The sequence below is a fragment of the Bradyrhizobium sp. BR14999 genome, from assembly GCF_056106085.1.
In genome coordinates this window covers 513,613-534,566 of record NZ_CM148536.1, presented here as the reverse complement: position 1 = coordinate 534,566, position 20,954 = coordinate 513,613, and the positions used below count along the sequence as shown (strand labels likewise).

The following is a 20,954-nucleotide window of genomic DNA, read 5'->3' as shown; positions in this document are numbered from 1 at the left end:
CTTCGTCTCAAGCTGCCCGATAGGCGGCGCTGCGCGCGGCCATCACGGTATCAAAAGCCTCTCCCATGATCTCGGTCGATGGGGCAAGGCCCGTGAACAGTTCGAAGGCGTCGGCGGCCTGGAAGATCGCGAGCTCGCGGCCGGTCATGATCCGAGCGCCTTTCTCTCGCGCTGCGGCAAGCAGCGGCGTGATCAGCGGCGAATAGACGGCATCGGCGACCCACAGGTCTGCCCTGAGCAGCGCCGCCGGCACTGGCGTGTCGCGGTTCGGCAGCATGCCGACCGGCGTGCCGTTGACGAGGCCGGTTGCGCCATCGAGCGCATCCTCGACGCTTCCGGCCATCTTCGCGCCGCCCTGCCTGGCAAGCAGCGAGGCGAGTTTCTCGGCGCGCGCAGGTTCGCTGTCAAAAATGCGGATGTCGGTCACGTCCAGGCTCGCCAGCGCAAACGCGATCGCCTTGCCGACACCGCCGGCGCCGATCACGGCAACGGCGTTGGCGGACGGGGCCAGCAGCGGGGCCACCGCGCGCGCAAAGCCCGTGGTGTCGGTGTTGTGGCCGGTCAGCCGGCCGTCCCTGACGACGACGGTGTTGACCGCACCCATGGCGGCAGCGCCTGGCGCCAGCGCGTCGAGCAGCGGGACCACGGCTTCCTTGTAAGGGTAAGTGACGTTGACGCCGGCAAAGCCGAGCCGTCGCACGCCTTCGAGCATCAAACTGAGCCCGGCCGCATCGGCGCCGGCCACTTCGATGAGCTGGTAGTGGCCGCGCAGGCCAAGCGCCTCGGCGGCGCGCTCATGCATGGCGGGGGACGCGGAATGCGCGATCGGCGCGCCGATCAGGCCGGTGAGAAGCTTCTTGCTGGCGGCGTATCCGCGCTTCGACATGGTTCGCTAACATCTCGTTGGGAGCGTCCGGTCCCGGCCATTAGCGGGGAAATCCGCGCAATTCCAGCTGCGACGATAGTCTTTCCCCTGCCTAACACAATTACCCTTTTATCCGGCAAACCTAACATAATGTTATTTCTTCCGCCCGCGTGCCGAGCCGGCCTTGCTGTTGCCGCGGGACGGCTCGACCGCGCGCATCTCGGCGCGCAGGGCCTCGATGAAGTACTCGGCATGGAGCGACAACGGCGCGCCGCGCTTCACGGCGATGTAGGTGTCGAACCGCGTCGGCTCGGTGATCTTCAAGAGCTCGATTCCGGGATAACCACCATGGGCCACCGTGAACTGGTCGATGATGGCGATGCCGAGCCCGGCCTTCACCAGCGCGCAGACCGTGGTGCCGAAGCGCGCGCGGATGGTGATGTTGTAGTCGAGCCGGTTGCGCGCGAAGATCTCGGCCATGATCCGCCCGTAGGGATCGTTGGGATCGATCCCGATCAGCGGATAGCGGGTGATCTCGGCGGCGGAGACCTGCTTGCGGCCGGCGAGCTCGTGACCCGGCGGCACGATGCAATAGAGCTCGCCCGAGGCGAGCGGCATGAAGTCGAGCCCGGAATGCTCCAGCCGGTAGCTCATCGCCACGCACTCGCCGCGGCCGAGCATCAGATAGTCGATGGCTTCCTCGAGCTTGAGGATGTTGATGTCGATGCCGAGATCGGGATAGCGGCGACGCACGCGCTCGATCGCGCGCGGCACCATCACCTGCGAGATGCTCGGCACCGAGCCGATGCGCAGCTCCGACAATCCACCGCGGCCGATCTTGGAGATGATCTCGGAGAGGTCGTCGACCTTCTTGTAGACGCCGTTGATCTGCTCGAAGATGTTCTCGGCTTCCGGCGTCGGGAAGTAGCGCCCGTTTTGGCGCTGGAAGAAGCGGATGCCGAGCGAGCGCTCGGTGTATTTGACGAGGCGGCTGATCCCCGGCGCCGAGACGTTGAGCAGCTTCGCCGCGCCGCCGATGGTGCCCGTCACCATCACGGCACGGATCACTTCAACCTGGCGCAGCGTCATCATGTCCTGGGCATCCGAAGCATGATCGTGGTGGCGGGGGGCCTTCCCTCTCCCCTTGTGGGAGAGGGTGGCTCGCCGCGAAGCGGCGAGACGGGTGAGGGGTTCTCTCCGCCTTGCGAGCTCTCGCATTTGAACGCGCGGAGACAACCCCTCATCCGGCGCTTCGCGCCACCTTCTCCCACAAGGGGAGAAGGGAAGGCAATGGTCAAACTGTTTCGACGAAAATCGGCACGTTCAAGGGCGTCGCTCGCGCTGGGCGTGTCGTTTGCTGCGGCTGCGTTGGCTAGCTCGCCGGGCCCTCGGGTAGGAGGCTGTCCGCCAGCTCCGCGCGCTCGCTTTGCAGCACCTCGCGCGCGAACTCGATGATCTTCTGTTTGTTTGCCGTTTGGCGGACGGCGAAAAACACGCGGTTCAATTCCAGGCCGAGCACGCTGTTGAGGGCGATGTCCTCGTCTTGCATCGTGGTTTTCCCGCTACGGACGCGTTCAGGTGTATCTTGACCTCACTTCTTCCACAAGTAGATTAAATCTTCGGTGCGGACGGAACACCGGCAAACTACGGGAGCAGCGAATTGAGGCAGCCCCCAAATACGTGCTATACGGCAGGGCGAGAGTCAGGAAATGCACTGATGTCCGCCGTAGACTATGGCCGGGAGGCGCTCGACTTCATCGAAGGCCTGGGAGCCTATACCAAGGTTCCGGACGCCATGGATGCGCTTGCTACCGCGTTCGGCCGATACGGTTTCGAACATATCATCGTAACGGGCTTGCCGAATCCCGATCAGCGCTTTTCCCAGATGGTGCTCGCCAAGAAGTGGCCGGCGGAGTGGTTCGACCTCTACATCCAAAAGAGCTACGACCGTGTCGACCCCGTGATCCGCAAATGCCGGCAGACGGTGAACCCTTTCGAGTGGTCTGAGGCGCCGTACGATCCGGAGCTGGAGCCGGGTGCGGTGGAGGTGATGCGGCGCGCCGCCGATTTCCGCATGTCGCGCGGCTTCGTCGTGCCGATCCACGGCTTGACCGGCTACGAGGCCGGCGTCTCGCTCGGTGGCGTCCACCTCGACCTCAATGCGCGCAGCAAGCCGGCGCTGCACCTGATCGGGATGTACGGCTTCGATCACATTCGCCGTCTGCTCGATCCGGCGCCGCATCCGTCGATGCGCCTGACCCCGCGCGAGCGCGAGGTGCTTGCCTGGGCGTCGCAAGGCAAGTCCGCCTGGGAGATCGGCGAGATCCTGCACATCACGCAACGCACGGCGGAAGAGCATCTTGCAACTGCCGCGCGCAAGCTCGGTGCCGTCAACCGGACGCATGCGGTCGCGATCGCGATCCGCCACAGAATCATCAATCCCTGAAATCCTCGCCTACTGGGAAATTTCCCAATAGTCGACTTTGCCTTTTTCGCTGAGGCTCCCCCTCATTTCGAGCCATGGGGGAGTTCATGATTCATGTGATTTCTGCCGTCAATCGGCACCTCTACGAGGACGTTCTCGAACAGTATTTTCGGGTTCGTCACGAGATTTTTGTCGAGGAGCGGAAATGGGAGGCGCTACGCAAGCCCGACGGCCGCGAGATCGATAGCTACGACAATGAGGACGCGGTCTACCTGCTGGCTCTCGAAAACCGCCGGGTGCTCGGCGGCTCCCGCCTGTATCCCACCACCAGACCGACGATGATGAGCGAAGTCTTTCCGCATCTCGCGGCGGTGCGTGGTTGCCCGTCGGACCCGCTGGTCTGGGAGTGGTCGCGCTTCTTCGTGTCGCGCGAGCGCCGCGACGGCGCGTTCAATCTACAATTGATGGCGGCTGCGCAGGAGTTCTGTCTCGATCAGGGCATCGAGCGTCTCTGCCTCGTCATGGAGACGTGGTGGTTGCCGCGCTTCAACGACATCGGATTCATCGTGACGCCGCTGGGATTGCCGGCGCTGGTGGAAAATTCCTGGACCATGGCGGCAACGATCGAGGTCCGTCAGGAGTCGCTCGATGTCGTGCGTGACCGTATCGGAATGACGAGCGTCGTCCAGCAGGACGGTCCCCGGATCGACTGCATTGCCCGTGCCAACCTCCGCGGCCTTGCCGCGCAACGAAAGAGCGCCTGAGATGTCGAACCTGATGCGGGACAGCCAGATCATGGCGCAGACCAAGGACGAGAACCTCGGCTACATGTCCGACATGGCGCTCGAGTTGGCGCAGATGGCGGACGATTCCGGATTGGCGACGCTGGCCTACCTGTTCCGGATGGCCGCGCTGGAGGCCTCGACGGCCAACAGCGTGCTCGCCGAACCGGACGACTTTCCCCAGCAGATGACGTCGCACTAAACGCATCTCTCGCCGAATTTCGACGACATTCGCACCCTCCCTCGGCCTGCCGGGGGAGGGTGATCGTTTGGGTGCGGCAGGTTGCCCCATGCCGCGCGGCAACCTTTTTGCATTGCCGAGCAGGTTTCGGCCGCGCACGCCGAGATGCAACAAAGTGCATGTTTGGTGTCAAATCGCTCTTGCCTCGGAACGATACTGCCATTACCCATTTTTCGGCCTTGAACAGGCAGGGGGAGCTCTTTCACTGATGGCGACTGTGTTCGAACATCGGCGCGACACCGCGTGCGCCTGAAAGAGTCTTGATGCTGCTCGTCGTCGAACAGTTCTTGAACGGATTGCAGTTCGGCCTGCTGCTGTTTCTGCTCGCCGCCGGCCTGACGCTGGTGTTCGGGATCATGGATCTCGTCAACCTCGCGCACGGCTCGCTCTACATGATGGGCGCCTATTTCGCCGCGACCTTCGCGGCCTGGACCGGCAGCTTCCTGCTCGGTGCGCTGCTGGCGCTGGGCGCGACGCTGGTGCTCGGCATCGTGCTCGAGATGAGCGCGCTGCGACATCTCTACGGGCGAGACCATCTCGACCACGTGCTCGCAACCTTCGGCCTGATCCTCTTCTTCAATGAAGCCGTGCGGCTGATCTGGGGCCCGGCCGGCCTTGCGCTGCCGCTGCCGGCCTGGCTCACCGTGCCGGTGCCGATCCTGCCCGGCATCCACTACCCCGCCTACCGCCTCGCCATCATCGTCGTCGCGCTGCTGGTGGCGCTGTTGCTCTATCTCGGCGTGATGCGCACCCGCATCGGCATGCTGATCCGGGCCGGCGCCTCCAACCGCGAGATGATCGGCGCGCTCGGCATCAACATCAAGCTGCTCTACACGCTGGTGTTCGGCTTAGGTGCCGCGCTCGCGGGCCTTGCCGGATTGATGCAAGCGCCGATCCTCACCGTGCAGATCGGCATGGGTGAGAACATCCTGATCCTCGCTTTCGTCATCATCGTGATCGGCGGCATCGGCTCGATCCGCGGCGCGTTCCTCGCCGCGATCTTCGTCGGCATGATCGACACGCTCGGCCGCGCCTTCCTGCCCAACCTGTTGCGGCAGGTGCTGAGTGGCGCCGCCGCCTCCACCGCCGCGCCCGCGCTGTCGTCCATGCTGATCTATCTCCTCATGGCGATCGTGCTGGTGGTGCGGCCGGAGGGGCTGTTTCCAGCCAGTCGTCGATGAAGGCTTTCACTGTGAGCAAGGCCGTTACGGCCCTGATGCTGGCGGGCCTCGTGCTGCTGCCGCTCTATTCGCATCTGACCGGCAACATCTTCATCCTGACGCTGTTCACCCGCATCATCATCCTGGCGCTGGCAGCCGCGAGCCTCAACCTCATCATGGGTTTCGGCGGCATGATGAGCTTCGGCCACGCCGCCTATCTCGGCATCGGCGGCTACGCAGTCGGGATGCTGGCGCAGGAAGGTGTCGGCAGCGGCTTCATCCAGTTTCCGGTCGCGCTCGCGGCCTCCGCGGCTTACGCGCTGGTGATCGGCGCGCTCTCGCTTCGCACCCGCGGCGTCTACTTCATCATGATCACGCTGGCCTTCGCGCAGATGGCTTATTACGTCGCGTCGGGCCTGGCACGCTATGGCGGTGACGACGGCCTCACCGTCTACCAGCGCAGCGACTTCTCCGGGTTGATCAATCTCTCGAACCGTACGCAGTTCTATTATCTCTGCCTCGCCTGCCTCCTCAGTGTCATCTTCCTGATCTGGCGCATCGTCAATTCGCGCTTCGGCCTCGTCGTGCAGGGCCTGCGCTCCAACGAGCAGCGCATGCAGGCGATCGGCTTTCCCGCCAAGCGTTACCAGCTCGTCTGCTTCGTCATATCAGGCACCATGTGCGGCCTTGCCGGCGCGCTGCTCGCCAACAACACCGATTTCGTCAGCCCGGCCGTGATGTACTGGACCCGCTCCGGCGATCTCATGGTGATGGTGATCCTGGGCGGCATGGGCACGCTGTTCGGCCCGATCATGGGCGCGGTGGTGTTCCTGCTGCTGGAAGAGTTCCTGTCGCAGATCACCGAATACTGGGCGCTGATCATGGGCCCGCTCTTGCTGCTCATCGTCCTGTTCGGCCGCGGCGGCATCATGGGTGTGCTCGGGAGGGCTGGCCGTGGCTGAACCCCTGCTCCGCGTCGAAAAGCTGGTGCGCCGCTTCGGCGGCATCATCGCGACCGACAACGTCTCGCTCGACGTCGCTAGCGGCGAGCTGCACGCCATCATTGGCCCGAACGGTGCCGGCAAGACCACGCTGATCAGCCAGCTCACCGGGCATCTCGAACCGCATTCCGGAACAGTCTCACTGGCGGGGCGGGACATCACCTATCTGCCGGCCTATCGCCGCTGCGCGCTCGGCCTTGCCCGTTCGTTCCAGATCACCTCGCTGCTGCTCGATTTCACCGCCGCCGACAATGTCGCGCTGGCAGCCCAAGCGCATGCCGGCACGTCGTTCCGCTTCTTCGCCAACGCGCGCAAGGAGAATGGCCTGCGCGATGCCGCCCATGCCGCGCTCGATCGCGTCGGACTGTCGCATCGTGCCGATGTCGTGGTGTCCAGGCTCAGCCATGGCGAGCGCCGCGAGCTCGAGCTTGCGGTGGCGCTCGCGAGCAAGCCGAAGCTGCTGCTGCTCGACGAGCCGATGGCCGGCTTAGGGGTCACCGAATCCCAGCGCATGGTGAAGCTGCTCCAGGAGCTGCGCAAAGAGGTCTCGATCGTGCTGGTCGAGCACGACATGCCGGCGGTGTTCGCGCTCGCCGATCGCATTTCGGTGCTGGTCTACGGCCGTGTCATCGCCTCCGGCGATCCGGCCGCGATCCGCCAGAACGAGGACGTCAAGCGCGCCTATCTCGGCGATCAGCATGTGGTGACGCATCATGGCTGACACGCTGCTCGACGTCGACGGCATCGAAACCTGCTACGGCCTGTCCCAGGTGCTGTTCGGGCTGTCGCTGTCGATCAAGCCCGGCGAGATGGTCTCGCTGATGGGCCGCAACGGCATGGGCAAGACCACGACGATCCGCTCGATCATGGGCCTGACGCCGGCGCGATCAGGCGCGATCCGCTTTGCGGGCGCCGAGGTGCGACAGCTTGCGTCGTACAGAATTGCAAAACTCGGCGTCGGCCTCGTCCCTGAAGGACGCCAGATCTTCCCGAACCTCACCGTGCGCGAAAATCTCGTGGCCGCCGCCGCCGATCGCTTCGGCAGCCCCAATCCCTGGACGCTGGCCGCGATCTACGTGCTGTTTCCGCGCCTCGCCGAGCGTGCCGCCAACATGGGCAACCAGCTCTCCGGCGGCGAGCAGCAGATGCTCGCCATCGGCCGCGCGTTGATGACCAACCCGAAGCTCCTGATCCTGGATGAAGCGACCGAGGGCCTCGCGCCGCTGATCCGCGAAGAGATCTGGAATTGCCTGTCGCTGCTCAAGAGCCGCGGACAGTCGATTCTGGTGGTCGACAAGAATGTCGATCACCTCGCTCGCATCTGCGACCGCCACTACATCATCGAGCGCGGCAAGACGGTGTGGAGCGGCACCTCCGACGAGCTGATGGCCGCGCCGGATCTTCAGCACAAATATTTGGGAATCTGAGCCTCGCTCTCTCCCCGTCACTGCGAGCGCAGCGAAGCAATCCAGGAATGCGTCCGCGGAGGCAGTCTGGATTGCTTCGTCGCAAGGGCTCCTCGCAATGACGGTGGAGAAGGCGGGGTGCTCTCACCAATAAATCCCGTGCCGATGCAATTCGCGGATCACACGCGCTTCGACCGAGGGCTGGCGGCGCTTTGGCTTGGCCGCTTCGGTCGTGCTGGATACCGGCGCTGCGGCTGACTGTGCAGGTGCTGTGGCAACCGGCGCAGTCGCGGCCGGCGCGGTCGTAGTCGTCGGCGTGGTGATCGCGGTTTGGATATTTGTCGGCGGCGTTGCTGCCGGAGCCTGCGTTGCAGCCGTCGTGGCCGGCTGCTCGGCTGCCTGCTGGTTCGGATTTGTTGCCGCCAAGCTCAGGCTCCGCGACCCACCGGCATGCACTTGCGTCGCCAGCAGCGACATCGCGGCAATCAGGATCAGCTTGCGCATGGGAATCCCCGTCATCTGGTCAGTCCGTCTTACCTGATCGCGCCGGCCGGGGGCTAACGCGCCAGACGGTGGGTGCCGATTTCGATCAGAGTGGACCGGCAGGAGAGGCGATAGATCAGACTGAACAACTGACTCAACATGATCGAACTCCATTGTTCATCATTTGCAGTAGACTGCGCCCGCTTTCTTTCCGGCGATTTTCGCCGGAATCGGAAAATGGCTTCGTGGGGCGGGTTTGCGATGTCGTCGGAACCCGGCGGACGAAACGGCCTCACGCCGGTGTGAGCGCGACCTGCCGTCATTCAGGGGCGGTCCATAGAACCGAACCCGGAATCTCGCTGTTCCCGGCCTGGCGCTTCGCACTATGCCGGAACGACGGCGCCCACGGGTCAAAACACCTCGAAATACTCGCGGTGCTCCCAGTCGGTCACCTCGGCGAGGAAGCGATCGATCTCTGCGTTCTTGATGTGGGTGTAATAGTCGACGAATTCAGGCCCGAGCTTTTCGCGGAAGAACGGATCGTCCTTGAGTGCGGAAACCGCATCGCGCAGCGATTTCGGCAGGAGCGGCGCCTTGGTCTCGTAGGGGGTATCGGCGGAGGGGCCCGGATCGAGCTTGCGATCGACACCGTCGAGGCCCGACAGGATCTGCGAGGCCATGTAGAGATAGGGATTGGCGGCGGGCTCGCCGATGCGGTTTTCCAGGCGCGTCGCCGCATCGCCGGCTGCCCCGAGCACGCGGATCATCACGCCGCGATTGTCGCGGCCCCAGATCGCGCGGTCCGGCGCCAGCGAATAGGAGCGGTAGCGCTTGTATCCGTTGATGGTCGGGGTGGTGAACACGGTGGAGGCGCGGGCGTGGTCGAGCAGGCCGGCGAGGTACGCCTTGCCGAACGCGCTGAGCGGCTCGCCGTCGTCCTTTGCCGCTTCCTTTGCCGTTTCCTTGGTCATGAACTGGTTCTCGCCAGTCGCGCGCGAGACGATCGACTGGTGCAGGTGCCAGCCGCTCGCGAACACGTTCGGCAGTTTCGGCCGGCACATGAAGGTGGCGTGATAGCCATGCCGGCGTGCGATCTGCTTCGCGGCGGAGCGGAACAGCACCATGTTGTCGGCGGGCTCAAGCCCCTTCCTCGGCGCAAACGTGAACTCGCACTGGCTCGGCCCGAACTCGACCTCGACCGAGCGCAAGGGCAATCCGAGCGCGACGATGTCGCGGCGCAAAATCTCCAGCACCGGCTCCATCTGATCGAAGCGCTGCTCGGTGAGGTATTGATAGCCGTGGCTGAGCAGGCTCACCGAAGGCGGCGTGCCGGGCTGGCCTGCGTCTTCCGGGCGCATATGCGGGTCGTCGAGTCTAAAGATGTGGAATTCGACCTCGAGGCCCGCAACGAAATCGTAGCCGCGGCCAGCGAGCTCATCGAGCACCTTGCGATAGAGCCCGCGGGTTGCGAACGGCACCGGACGGCCGTCGCCAAAATAGAGATCGCACAGCACCCAGCCCGTCGCCGGCGCCCACGGCAACACGCGGAAGGTGGTGGGGTCGGCGACCATCAGCACGTCGGCCGCGCCCTCCATCTCCTTCATGCCGAAGCCGCCGCCTGACGTGAACACCGGAAACACCGTGCGGTGCGAGGTGTCCTTGGCGAGCATGGTGGTGGTGATGGAGCAGCCGCTCTCCAGCGAGGCGAGAGCTTCGGCGGCGATGATGGTCTTGCCGCGCAAGATGCCGTGCTGGTCGGGAAAGGCGAGGCGGATGACCTCGAGGTTCTTTTCCTCGACGATGCGGCGCATGCGCGTCGCCGCGTCCCTCTGCTCATCCGACCACAGCCCATGACGCGCGACGAAAGTCACTTCTCCACTCCTCTAGTCGTTCGACGCGAAGCTGCCGCAACATACTCCGTCATTGCGGAGCGTAGCGAAGCAATCCAGAATCTCTCTCCGCGGGTGCATTTTTGGATTGCGTCGCTGCGCTCGCAATGACGAGGATGGGCCATCACGTTGACTCCGCTACCGTAGGGTGGGCAAAGCGTAGCGTGCCCACCGCGTGCCTATCGTCTGAAAGAAAGCATGGTGGGCACGGCGCTTTGCGCCTTTGCCCACCCTACGGGTTCGGTGCACGAAGGTCACTCCGCCGCCGTCAGCCGATGCACGTTGTCGGCAATGTCCTTCGGCACCGGCGCGGTCCATGGCGCGCCGCGGCGGCGCTTGACATCGACCTCCATCCAATAGGTCTCCCAGCCCCGCGTCGGGCCGATGCCGTCCATGGTCGCCGGACCCTGGATGCTGCGCGCGTTGGCTTCGTCCAGGAACAGCATCGGCTTCTCGCCACCCGACACCTTCTCGATCTCCTGCCGCAGCAGGCGGCGATATTGCACGATCGCCTTGTCGCTCTGACCGAGATGCTCCTTGGTGCGGTCCTGGATCGCGCCCATCGATTCCACCGCCCACTGGTCGTGGACGTTGATATCGGTGCCCATGCCGGTGTAAGTCGCGGTCTGCTGTTCGTGCGGATCGAAGCCGTAGTCGTTGCTGCGGTTCTTGCGCGATTTGTAGTCGGGCAGCTCATAGAGCTCGAGCCGCTGCTCGCGCATCTTCGTCTTGTCCACCGGGTTGGTGTAGCTGGTGAAGATCGCGTACCAATAGCAGTTCTCGTCGTCGACCGGCACGTGCCACTGGGTGATCGTCATCTCCGTGCTCATGGGGATGACGAAGCCATGCGGGAAGAGCTGATTGGTGACGCGCACATGAGTGCGCTCCTCGTCGATCTCGCGCAGTGCGATCAGCCTGAGGCCGTATTCGGTATGCTCGACATTGATGATCGGGCGGTCGTATTCGCGCAGGATTTTGGTCATCGGCAGGTCCGAGCCGGCCGAGGCACCGCGGAATTGCTTGCCGTAGGCGGTGGAGGTGTCCTCATCCTCGAAGAAGCGGTGCAGATAGGAGGCGTGCGCGGGATCGATGCCGACCTCCAGCGCCTGCAGCCAGTTGCACGCCATGTGGCCCTTGAAGGCGAAGGTGTGCGTGCCGGGCGCGATGAAGCAGTCGATCTCGGGAAATGCCGGCGGCTCACCCGCGCCGAGATAGGCCCAGAGGATGCCGCTCTTCTCCACCACGGGATAGGAGCGCTGGCGGATGTTCTGGCAGAGCTTTGAGTCCTTCGGCTCGGCCGGCGTCTCGATGCACTGGCCGGTGGCGTCGAACAGCCAGCCATGGAAGGCGCAGCGCAGTCCGCCATGTTCGAGCCGACCGAAGGCGAGGTCGGCGCCGCGATGCGCGCAGTGGCGATCGATCAGGCCGTAACGCCCTTGCTCGTCGCGGAACAGCACCAGGCTCTCGCCGAGCAGTTTTACGGGACGGATCGGCCGCGCACCCTCCAGCTCGTCCACCAGCGCCGCCGGCTGCCAATAGCTCCGCATCAGCTTGCCGCAAGGATCCTTCGGACCGGTGCGGGTGATCAGGTCGTTCTGCTCCTGGCTCATCATGGCGCGTGCATCCTTGGGCGTTTGTTCGCCTATTGAACGAATGGGCGAATTATGACATGCCTTGGAGCGGCAGCAAGCACTATTTTGCAGGATTGTCCCGAAGCCATGCCCAAGCTGAAGCGCAGCGAGAGCGACGAGCGCGCGACCGATTTCGTCGAGAGCCTCGATCGCGGTCTGCGGCTGCTGCAGTGCTTCGGCGCCACGGCCGGCCCGATGACGCTGAGCGATCTCGCCCGTGCCGCCGATCTGCCGCGCGCCACGGCGCGGCGCATGCTGTTCACGCTCCAGCGCGGCGGCTACGTCGCCGGCGATGGCAAGCTGTTCTCGCTGACGCCGCATGTGCTGACATTGGCCGCATCATATTTGCGCTCGAGTCAGATCATTGCCGTGCTGCAGCCCGTGCTCGATCGCATCGCAATCGCGGCGCAGGAAATCTCTTCGCTGGCGGTGCTCGATGGCGATGACGTCGTGTTCATCGCCCGCGGCGGTCCGACGCGGGTGTTTTCCGGCGGATTGGAGATCGGTTACCGGCTGCCGGCCTTCTGCACCTCGGTTGGCCGCGCCATGCTCGGCCAGTTCGAAGATGCCGATCTCGCCGCGCGCCTGAATGCGATGAACCGCCAGGCGCTGACGCCGCAGACGGAAACCGATCCGAAGGCGCTGCTGGCGCGCATCAGCGCCGACCGCGCACAGGGCTACTCGCTGGTTGACCGCGAAGCGGAGCCGCATTTCCGCTCGATCTCAGTCCCCGTCCGCCGTTATGACGGCGTGATCGTTGCCGCCATCAACATGGGCGCCCATGTCGACCGCGTGCCCGCTCAGGAGCTGCTCGATCGCTTCCTGCCGCTGTTGCGCGACGGCGCGGAGGCGGTGCGCTCGCAACTTCTGTAGCTTTAGGTGCAACGCAAGAGCGGACTGGGCTGACACAGAGCCGTCCTACACGCCGCCGTCTGTGCTATAATGCTGTCCGGACAAGATCAGGGAGCACGCCATGCAACACACCATGGTTCCCAGTGATCGCGTCGAGCACGTCGCCGTCTATGGGAGTGACGGCAGCAAGCTCGGCACGATCGAGCGATTGATGCTCGACAAGGTGAGCGGAACCGTCGCCTACGCCGTGATCAAGACCGGCCGGCTGCTCGGCACTCATCACCACTATCCTCTGCAGTGGAGCGCGCTGAAATATGATCCGGGACGTCAGGCCTTCCAGGCCGAGGTGACGCTGGACCAGCTCAGCAGCGGCCCATGCGAATTCGACGGCGACGCGTTCGATTGGGGCGACCGCTCGCGGCCCTATCCGCATCCGCATTACTGGTCGATCTAGGTGGTGCTGCAGTCTTTGTAGCCCGCATGGAACGCAGCGGAATCCGGGAGCTCACGGCAGGCGAGACCTTCCCGGATTGCGCTTCGCTCCATCCGGGCTACGGGCCACTATCTGTTGCGCATCCAGTCGGCGAGGCCGGACAGCGCCTTGTCGAGATCCTGCCGCGCGGCACGATCTGCTACCGTCTCCTCCAGCGCGCCGCGCATGCACACCATCCACGCGTCGCGCTCGGCATCGCCGATGGAAAAACCGATGTGCCGCTGGCGCAGCCGCGGATGGCCTTTCTCGACCGAGTAAAGCCGCGGGCCGCCGGTCCATTCGGTGAGATAGCGCTTCAGCACGTCCCTGATCAGGCCGAGGTCGGCCGCATGCATCGCGCGGATGACTTGCGCCTCCGGCAGCGTATCCATGCGCTGGTAGAAGCAATCGACCAGAAGCTCGATCGTGGCACCGCCGCCGATCCGCTCGAACATGGAGGTGGTGACGGTGCTGTCGGTCATCTTTACAGCGCCACGCTGCGCAATCCAAAACTGCGCGCTTCGTTCTGCAGCACTGGGCGCACCGCATCGATCAGCCGTGCGGCCGCCGCGTCGACGGAGAGGCCCGCGGTATCCACCACCGCGGTCGCGCGCGAATACAGCGGCTCGCGGCTCAAGAGGATGTTGCGCAGCTCGGCCATCGCTGAGCGATCGTCCGCCATTGGGCGCAGATCGCCTTGGCGGCGGACGCGGGCCATGTGCTCTTCCGGCTCGGCCTTCAGCCAGATCGTGTAGAACGAGGTCAGGATCTGGTCGAAGGTCAGGGGCTCGGAGACGATGCCGCCGCCGGTCGCCAGCACCATCAGCTCGTTGCGCGCGAGCAGCTGCTGCAGCGCCGCCTGCTCCATGCGGCGAAAGCCTTCCTGGCCGTACAGCGCGATGATCTCGGCGACCGAGAGCCCGTTCTGCTGCTCGACCTCCTTGTTGAGCTCGACAAAACTCCAGCCGATCCTCTTCGCCAGCATCCGGCCGAGCGTGGATTTGCCGGCGCCGCGCAGGCCGATCAGCGCAATGCCGCAGAACGGCGCGCGCCGCGGCGCAGACGCGCTGCCGCCGGCGAGCAGATCCTTGGCCTGCGCGATCTGCGCTGGTGTCGCCTTGCGCAGGAGGTCGCGAAACATCTGCCAGTCCGGCGTCGGATCGGCGCTGGGGAGCAGGTCTTCGAGATGTGCGCCCATCGCATCGGAGACGCGGCGGAGCAGCACGATCGAGACATTGCCCTTGCCGCTCTCGAGCTGCGCGATGTAGCGCTCCGAAATTCCCGATACCTTGGCGAGCACTTTGCGCGACATGCCGCGCAGCGCGCGCATGGTGCGCACGCGCTGGCCGAGCTGTTCGAGAAATCGGGATTCGGCGTCGGGACTGTCGGTCATGAGGCTTCTTTAGCGGATGTCCTGCGGCGCGTTTTAATGAAACATAGTGCCTGCTGGCATTGACAGCAAGCCGCTGTGGTGTCTTTCTATGAATTATAATTCTAAATTCGGGGAGGCGTCCGTGAGCGAGGGATCCTACAACGCGGTGACCTGGCTGCTCGACCGTAACGTCGAGGAGGGCAGGGGCAACAAGCTCGTCTTCGACGATACCGTCTCGCGGCTCACCTATGGCGAGCTTCAGCGTGAGAGCCGCCGTGCCGCCAACATGCTGCGCCGGCTCGGCGTTCGCCGCGAGGAGCGCGTGGCGATGATCATGCTTGATACGGTCGATTTCCCGATCGTATTCCTCGGCGCGATCCGCGCCGGCATCGTGCCGGTGCCGCTTAACACGCTGCTGACCGCGGACCAATACGCCTACATCCTCGCCGACTGCCGCGCGCGCGTGTTGTTCGTGTCCGAGGCGCTCTATCCCGTCATCAAGGACGTCGTCGGCCGCATGCCCGATCTCGAGCATGTCGTGGTCTCCGGCGTCAAGCAGAATGGCCACAAGCAGCTCGCCGAGGAGATCGCCGGCGAGAGCGATCAGTTCACCACCGCCGCGACGCATCCCGACGAGCCGGCGTTCTGGCTCTATTCCTCGGGCTCGACCGGCATGCCCAAGGGCGTGCGCCATCTGCATTCGAACTTGCAGGCGACCGCGGACACCTACGCAAAACAGGTGCTCGGCATCCGCGAGAACGACGTCTGCCTGTCCGCCGCAAAGCTGTTCTTCGCCTATGGCCTCGGCAATGCGCTGACCTTCCCGATGTCGGTCGGCGCCACGGTGATCCTGAACAGCGAGCGGCCGACACCGGCGCGCATGTTCGACCTGATGAACCGTTACAACCCCTCGATCTTCTACGGCGTGCCGACATTGTTCGCGGCCATGCTCAACGACGAGACCATGAAGAATGAGCGCGGCGGCAAGGCGCTGCGCATCTGCACCTCGGCCGGCGAGGCGCTGCCGGAGTCCGTCGGCAACAGCTGGAAGGCACGCTTCGGTGTCGACATTCTCGACGGTGTCGGCTCGACGGAGCTGCTCCACATCTTCCTGTCGAATGCGCCCGGCGACATCAAGTATGGCTCCTCGGGCAAGCCGGTGCCCGGCTATGCGGTGCGGCTCGTCAACGAGGCCGGCCAGGATGTGGCTGATGGCGAGGTCGGTGAACTCCTGGTCGATGCACCCTCCGCCGGCGAGGGCTATTGGAATCAGCGCCACAAGAGCCGTCGCACCTTCGAGGGACCGTGGACGCGGACCGGCGACAAATATGTCAGGGATGCCGAAGGCCGCTACACCTTCTGTGGCCGCGCCGACGACATGTTCAAGGTCTCCGGCATCTGGGTCTCGCCCTTCGAGGTCGAGAGCGCGTTGATCACGCATCCCGCCGTGCTGGAAGCCGCCGTCGTGCCGGAAGCCGATCCCGAAGGCCTGCTGAAGCCGAAGGCCTTTGTCGTGCTGCGCCCCGGCGCAACGACGAACGATCTTCAGGAGATGCTGAAGGAGCACGTCAAGCAGAAGATCGGCCCGTGGAAATATCCGCGCTGGATCGATGTGGTGGACTCGCTGCCGAAGACGGCGACCGGGAAGATCCAGCGGTTCAAGCTGCGGGAAGGGGCGCATTGATGCTGGGTGCTGAGCGCACCGCACTCGCCGCGCCTTACCCTCCCCTGGAGGGGGAGGGTCGCTTCGCATGGAGCAAAGCGCAATGCGAAGCGGGTGGGGTGATCTCTCCACGCGGGCACCGCATCCGTTGACAGACTGTCACCCCACCCCGCTTCACATCTCGCTACGCTCGCTGTGAATCGACCCTCCCCCTCCAGGGGAGGGTGGGCATCTCGGCAGTGGCTAGGAATGGGAATTCGACAATGATCAACCTCACCTCCACCGGCATCCTCAGCATCGGCGACACCCGCCTCGAATACAAATGGCTCGCGCCGCAAGCTGCAGACGCGCCCACCATCGTCATGCTGCATGAAGGTCTCGGCTCGGTCGGGCAGTGGGGCGACTTCCCGGACAAGCTTCAGCAAGCCACAGGCGCTGGCATCTTCGTCTATTCGCGCGCAGGCTACGGCCAGTCGAGCAAGGTGACGCTGCCGCGACCGCTCGATTACATGCAGCGCGAGGCGCTGGACGTGCTGCCGAAGCTGCTCGACGCGATCTCCTTCAAGCGCGGCCTCCTGCTCGGCCATTCCGACGGCGCCTCGATCGCGACGATCTATGCCGGCGCGCATCAGGATCATCGGCTTAGCGGTCTCGTGCTGATCGCGCCGCATTTCATCGTCGAGGACATCTCGGTGAAATCGATCTCTGCGATCAAGACCGCCTACGAGTCCACGGACCTCAAGGCAAAGCTCGCGCGCTGGCATCAGGATGTCGACAATGCCTTCTACGGCTGGAACGGCGCCTGGCTCGATCCGAAATTCCGCGACTGGGACATCTCGGAATTTCTCGCCTACATCCGCGTTCCCGTCATGGTCCTGCAGGGCATGGACGACCAATATGGCACCCTGCGTCAGGTCGAGATTGCGCAGCAGGAGTGCTACTGCCCGGTCGATCTGAAAATCATTCCAGGCGCGGGCCATTCCCCGCATCGTGAGGCGCCGGCGGCGACGCTTGAGGCGATTGGGCAATTTGCGACAGCGGCCCTGCGCGACGATCAGGGACTGCAAGGACGCGCCGCATGATGGCGGCAGCGGCGTGACACGTCCAAGACCCGCCCAGCCCGGAGCGGGCCCGCAACATCAGCCGCGGTCTTGGATGGCCGCATGAAACAAAGTGCATGTGATGGCCGTTAGGGGCTAGACGCATCCAAAAAGATGCACTATTGTGCATCTAACGCTACGGCGAAAATGCATAATCAAGCTCAGGGGTGTGACCCATGGCCGGGGAAGATCGGCGCCTCGCAGGCGGCGCGACATTCATCGATTTCCAGACTGATCCGTCCCGCTACCGGCATTGGAAGCTCGCGGTCGATGGCGACGTCGCGACGCTGACCATGGACGTCGACGAGAATGGCGGCCTGTTCGAGGGCTATCTGCTCAAGCTCAATTCCTACGATCTCGGTGTCGACATCGAGCTCGCGGATGCGCTCCAGCGGCTGCGCTTCGAGCATCCTGAGGTGAAGGTCGTCGTGATGCGCTCGGCCAAGAACCGCGTGTTCTGCGCCGGCGCCAACATCCGCATGCTCGCCGGCTCCACCCACGCCCACAAGGTCAATTTCTGCAAGTTCACCAACGAGACCCGCAACGGCATGGAAGACTCCTCGGAGAATTCCGGCCAGCGCTTCATCACCGTGGTGAACGGCTCGGCGGCCGGCGGCGGCTATGAGCTCGCGCTTGCGACCGATCACATCATCCTCGCCGATGACGGCTCGTCCGCCGTAGCCCTGCCCGAAGTGCCGCTGCTCGCGGTGCTGCCCGGCACCGGCGGGCTGACCCGCGTCGTCGACAAGCGAAAAGTGCGCCGCGACCATGCCGATTTCTTCTGCACCATCGAGGAGGGCGTGAAGGGCAAGCGCGCCGTGCAATGGCGCCTCGTCGACGAGATCGCGCCGAACTCGAAGCTGGAGGCCAAGATCGCCGAGCGCGCCAAGGAATTCGCGGCCGCCTCGAAGCGCAAGGGCAGCGGCAAGGGCATCGCGCTGACGCCGCTCAAGCGCCTGATCGACGAGACCAGCATCCGCTACGGCTTCGTCACGGTCGATATCGATCGCACAGCGCGCATCGCCACCATCTCGATCAAGGCGCCGGAAGCGGCGCCGCCGGCCGACATCGACGGCATGATGGCGCAAGGAGCTTCGTTCTGGCCGCTTCAGCTCGCGCGCGAGCTCGACGACGCCATTCTGCACTTGCGCATCAACGAGCTCGAGATTGCCATGCTGGTATTCAAGAGCCATGGCGACCGCGCCCACGTGCTTGCCAGCGACGCCTTCCTCGAAGCCAACAAGGCGCACTGGCTGGTCAACGAAACCAGGCACTACTGGAAGCGAGTGCTCAAGCGCATCGACGTCACCTCGCGCACGCTGGTGACGCTGGTCGAGCCCGGCTCCTGTTTTGCCGGCACGCTCGCCGAGCTCGTGTTCGCCGCCGACCGCTCCTACATGCTGATCGGCACACGCCAGGGCGACAACCGCCCGCCGCCGTCGATCGAGCTCTCCGCGATGAATTTCGGCCCGTATCCGATGAGCCACGGCCTGACGCGGCTTCAATCGCGCTTCCAGGCCGATCCGTCCGATGTGGAGCGTGCCGAGGCGACGCTCGGCACCGCGCTCGACGCCGAGCAGGCGGAAGAGCTCGGCCTCGTCACCTTCGCGCTCGACGACATCGACTGGGATGATGAAGTCCGCGTCTTCCTGGAGGAGCGCGCCAGCTTCTCGCCCGACAGCCTCACCGGCATGGAAGCGAGCCTGCGCTTCGTCGGCCCCGAGACGATGGAATCGAAGATCTTCGCGCGCCTGACGGCCTGGCAGAACTGGATCTTCCAGCGCCCGAACGCGGTCGGCGAGGAAGGCGCACTGCGCCGTTACGGCAGCGGTCAGAAGCCGAAATTCGATATGACGCGGGTGTAACGACATTCACTGCGTCATGGCCGGGCAAAAGCGCGAAGCGCGTCTTCGCACAAATGTCCCGGCCATCCACGTCCCTGGCTCAAGGAAGCAAGAACGTGGATGCCCGGCACAAAGGCCGGGCATGACGGAACGAAATCGCAAGGAGCACGGCCATGAACATGAACATCATGAACGTCGACTACTCGACCAAGATTCCGAACAATGTGAATCTCGCCGAAGACCGCCAGGTGCTCAAGGCGCTGGAAGGCTGGCACCCCGGCTACATGGACTGGTGGAGCGACATGGGGCCGGAGGGCTTCCAGGAATCGCTGGTGTACTTGCGCACCGCCTACTCCGTCGATCCGCGCGGCTGGGCCAAGTTCGACTATGTCCGCATGCCCGAATATCGTTGGGGCATCCTCCTTGCTCCTCAGGAAGAAAATCGCGTCGTTCCTTTCGGCGAGCATTATGGTGAGCCGGCCTGGCAGGAAGTCCCGGGCGAGCACCGCGCCATGCTGCGCCGCCTCATCGTGATCCAGGGTGACACCGAGCCCGCCTCGGTCGAGCAGCAGCGCCATCTCGGCAAGACCGCGCCCTCGCTCTACGACATGCGCAATCTGTTCCAGGTCAATGTCGAGGAAGGCCGTCACCTCTGGGCGATGGTCTATCTGCTTCAGAAGTACTTTGGTCGCGACGGCCGCGAGGAAGCCGATGATCTCTTGCGCCGCCGCTCCGGCGATGCAGACGCGCCGCGCATGCTGGGCGCCTTCAACGAGGCGACGCCGGACTGGCTGTCCTTCTTCATGTTCACCTATTTCACCGACCGCGACGGCAAGATGCAGCTGCACTCACTCGCGCAGTCCGGCTTCGATCCGCTGTCGCGCACCTGCCGCTTCATGCTGACGGAAGAGGCGCACCACATGTTCGTCGGCGAGACGGGCATCACCCGCGTCGTGCAGCGCACTTGCGATGCGATGCGCGAAGCCGGCATCACCGACCCCACCGACATCGCAAAAGTCCGCGCGCTCGGGGTGATCGACCTGCCGACCATCCAGAAGAAGCTGAACCTGCACTACACGCTGTCGCTCGACCTGTTCGGCTCTGAGGTCTCGACCAACGCGGCCAATGCCTTCAATGCCGGCATCAAGGGCCGCTATCACGAGACCCAGATCGAGGACGATCACCAGCTCAAGAACGCCACCTATCCGGTGCTGAAGTTCATCAACGGCGAGATCAAGCTGGTCGACGAGCCGGCGCTGACCGCGCTCAACATGCGCCTGCGCGACGATTACAGCCAGGACTGTGTCAAGGGCATGCTGCGCTGGAACAAGGTGATTTCGACCGCGGGCTACGACTACAAGCTGACCCTGCCCAACGTCGCCTTCCACCGCCACATCGGCGAGTTCAAGGATATCCACGCCACGCCCGACGGCATTTTGATCGACGAGGCCACCTGGGCGAAGCGCAAGGACGAGTGGCTGCCGTCGACGAGCGACGGCGACTTCATCACCTCCCTGATGCAGCCCGTCACCGAAACCGGCAAGTTCGCCTCCTGGATCTCGCCGCCGAAAGTCGGCATCGACAACAAGCCCGGCGATTTCGAGTATGTGAAGATCGAGTCGTAGGGGCTGCTCGCGAGGCGCGACGACTGCGCCACACGAATGCTGTCATCACCCGCGAAAGCGGGTGATCCAGTACTCCGAGGCAACAGTGATTGAGCCGATCCGCCGCGGCGTACTGGATGCCCCGCCGGAGCCTGTCATCGGGC

The 20,954-nt window shown here is 64.3% G+C and carries 21 protein-coding genes; 13 read left to right on the top strand and 8 right to left on the bottom strand.

The genetic code is table 11. The features are described 5' to 3' along the window. Positions 1–7 precede the first annotated feature (7 nt). The 3 genes from ACR9YP_RS02485 to ACR9YP_RS02475 form a co-directional block, all read right to left on the bottom strand. Positions 8–886 carry a shikimate dehydrogenase gene (locus tag ACR9YP_RS02485; RefSeq protein ID WP_474218952.1) on the bottom strand — a complete coding sequence of 293 codons (879 nt, stop codon included), beginning with the start codon at positions 884–886 and terminating at the stop codon, positions 8–10. A 132-nt stretch (positions 887–1,018) separates the two neighbouring features. Continuing rightward, positions 1,019–1,957 (bottom strand): LysR family transcriptional regulator, encoded by a 939-nt coding sequence (locus tag ACR9YP_RS02480; protein WP_438104253.1) that lies wholly within the window; start codon positions 1,955–1,957, stop codon positions 1,019–1,021. A 280-nt stretch (positions 1,958–2,237) separates the two neighbouring features. Then, on the bottom strand, positions 2,238–2,414 hold the full coding sequence (locus tag ACR9YP_RS02475) for a hypothetical protein (RefSeq protein ID WP_091884862.1): 177 nt from the start codon (positions 2,412–2,414) through the stop codon (positions 2,238–2,240). A 168-nt stretch (positions 2,415–2,582) separates the two neighbouring features. On the opposite strand from ACR9YP_RS02475, the gene ACR9YP_RS02470 reads away from it, so the two are divergent. The 7 genes from ACR9YP_RS02470 (at position 2,583) to ACR9YP_RS02440 (ending at position 7,901) form a co-directional block, all read left to right on the top strand. Further along, the gene (locus ACR9YP_RS02470) at positions 2,583–3,311 is read left to right on the top strand and encodes a helix-turn-helix transcriptional regulator (protein WP_128940226.1); all 729 of its coding nucleotides are present in this window, start codon (positions 2,583–2,585) and stop codon (positions 3,309–3,311) included. 86 nt (positions 3,312–3,397) lie between these two features. After that, positions 3,398–4,054, top strand: coding sequence for an acyl-homoserine-lactone synthase (locus ACR9YP_RS02465; RefSeq protein WP_164934754.1), 657 nt, complete (start codon positions 3,398–3,400; stop codon positions 4,052–4,054). A 1-nt stretch (position 4,055) separates the two neighbouring features. Beyond that, positions 4,056–4,274 (top strand): hypothetical protein, encoded by a 219-nt coding sequence (locus tag ACR9YP_RS02460; RefSeq protein ID WP_091884873.1) that lies wholly within the window; start codon positions 4,056–4,058, stop codon positions 4,272–4,274. A gap of 302 nt (positions 4,275–4,576) precedes the next feature. Beyond that, positions 4,577–5,494: a branched-chain amino acid ABC transporter permease gene (locus tag ACR9YP_RS02455; protein ID WP_091884876.1), complete on the top strand. Its 918-nt coding sequence runs from the start codon at positions 4,577–4,579 to the stop codon at positions 5,492–5,494. Continuing rightward, positions 5,491–6,435: a branched-chain amino acid ABC transporter permease gene (locus ACR9YP_RS02450; protein ID WP_438110502.1), complete on the top strand. Its 945-nt coding sequence runs from the start codon at positions 5,491–5,493 to the stop codon at positions 6,433–6,435. The genes ACR9YP_RS02455 and ACR9YP_RS02450 overlap by 4 nt, the downstream gene beginning before the upstream one ends. Continuing rightward, positions 6,428–7,195, top strand: coding sequence for an ABC transporter ATP-binding protein (locus ACR9YP_RS02445; protein WP_438104256.1), 768 nt, complete (start codon positions 6,428–6,430; stop codon positions 7,193–7,195). Before ACR9YP_RS02450 ends, ACR9YP_RS02445 begins: the two co-directional genes overlap by 8 nt. Beyond that, the gene (locus tag ACR9YP_RS02440; protein WP_438104258.1) at positions 7,188–7,901 is read left to right on the top strand and encodes an ABC transporter ATP-binding protein; all 714 of its coding nucleotides are present in this window, start codon (positions 7,188–7,190) and stop codon (positions 7,899–7,901) included. Before ACR9YP_RS02445 ends, ACR9YP_RS02440 begins: the two co-directional genes overlap by 8 nt. A 123-nt stretch (positions 7,902–8,024) precedes the next feature. Here ACR9YP_RS02440 and ACR9YP_RS02435 read toward each other — a convergent pair whose 3' ends face one another. From ACR9YP_RS02435 to ACR9YP_RS02425, 3 genes are all read right to left on the bottom strand, one after another. After that, the gene (locus ACR9YP_RS02435; protein ID WP_474218948.1) at positions 8,025–8,399 is read right to left on the bottom strand and encodes a hypothetical protein; all 375 of its coding nucleotides are present in this window, start codon (positions 8,397–8,399) and stop codon (positions 8,025–8,027) included. Positions 8,400–8,773: 374 nt separating this feature from the next. Beyond that, positions 8,774–10,234, bottom strand: coding sequence for a glutamine synthetase family protein (locus ACR9YP_RS02430; protein WP_438104262.1), 1,461 nt, complete (start codon positions 10,232–10,234; stop codon positions 8,774–8,776). 272 nt (positions 10,235–10,506) lie between these two features. Further along, the gene (locus ACR9YP_RS02425) at positions 10,507–11,865 is read right to left on the bottom strand and encodes an aromatic ring-hydroxylating dioxygenase subunit alpha (RefSeq protein ID WP_438104263.1); all 1,359 of its coding nucleotides are present in this window, start codon (positions 11,863–11,865) and stop codon (positions 10,507–10,509) included. Positions 11,866–11,970: 105 nt separating this feature from the next. Between ACR9YP_RS02425 and ACR9YP_RS02420 the strand changes: the two genes are divergently transcribed. Together ACR9YP_RS02420 and ACR9YP_RS02415 are read left to right on the top strand one after the other, a co-directional pair. Next, on the top strand, positions 11,971–12,756 hold the full coding sequence (locus ACR9YP_RS02420) for an IclR family transcriptional regulator domain-containing protein (RefSeq protein WP_438104265.1): 786 nt from the start codon (positions 11,971–11,973) through the stop codon (positions 12,754–12,756). Positions 12,757–12,856: 100 nt separating this feature from the next. After that, complete coding sequence (locus tag ACR9YP_RS02415; RefSeq protein WP_128936903.1) at positions 12,857–13,189, top strand: PRC-barrel domain-containing protein; 333 nt, start codon at positions 12,857–12,859, stop codon at positions 13,187–13,189. 107 nt (positions 13,190–13,296) lie between these two features. On the opposite strand, the gene ACR9YP_RS02410 is transcribed toward ACR9YP_RS02415, so the two are convergent. Together ACR9YP_RS02410 and ACR9YP_RS02405 are read right to left on the bottom strand one after the other, a co-directional pair. Continuing rightward, a complete protein-coding gene (locus ACR9YP_RS02410; RefSeq protein ID WP_438104267.1) occupies positions 13,297–13,689 on the bottom strand; it encodes a group II truncated hemoglobin in 393 nt (130 codons plus the stop codon). Between the two features lie 2 nt (positions 13,690–13,691). Beyond that, the gene (locus ACR9YP_RS02405) at positions 13,692–14,600 is read right to left on the bottom strand and encodes a helix-turn-helix transcriptional regulator (protein ID WP_370990952.1); all 909 of its coding nucleotides are present in this window, start codon (positions 14,598–14,600) and stop codon (positions 13,692–13,694) included. 121 nt (positions 14,601–14,721) lie between these two features. Between ACR9YP_RS02405 and ACR9YP_RS02400 the strand changes: the two genes are divergently transcribed. From ACR9YP_RS02400 to boxB, 4 genes are all read left to right on the top strand, one after another. Beyond that, a complete protein-coding gene (locus tag ACR9YP_RS02400; RefSeq protein ID WP_370990951.1) occupies positions 14,722–16,263 on the top strand; it encodes a benzoate-CoA ligase family protein in 1,542 nt (513 codons plus the stop codon). 242 nt (positions 16,264–16,505) lie between these two features. Continuing rightward, positions 16,506–17,324 (top strand): alpha/beta fold hydrolase, encoded by an 819-nt coding sequence (locus ACR9YP_RS02395; protein ID WP_438104271.1) that lies wholly within the window; start codon positions 16,506–16,508, stop codon positions 17,322–17,324. Between the two features lie 194 nt (positions 17,325–17,518). Continuing rightward, complete coding sequence (gene boxC / locus ACR9YP_RS02390) at positions 17,519–19,207, top strand: 2,3-epoxybenzoyl-CoA dihydrolase (protein WP_438104273.1); 1,689 nt, start codon at positions 17,519–17,521, stop codon at positions 19,205–19,207. A 152-nt stretch (positions 19,208–19,359) separates the two neighbouring features. Continuing rightward, on the top strand, positions 19,360–20,811 hold the full coding sequence (gene boxB / locus ACR9YP_RS02385) for a benzoyl-CoA 2,3-epoxidase subunit BoxB (RefSeq protein WP_091884914.1): 1,452 nt from the start codon (positions 19,360–19,362) through the stop codon (positions 20,809–20,811). The last annotated feature ends 143 nt before the right edge of the window (positions 20,812–20,954 follow it).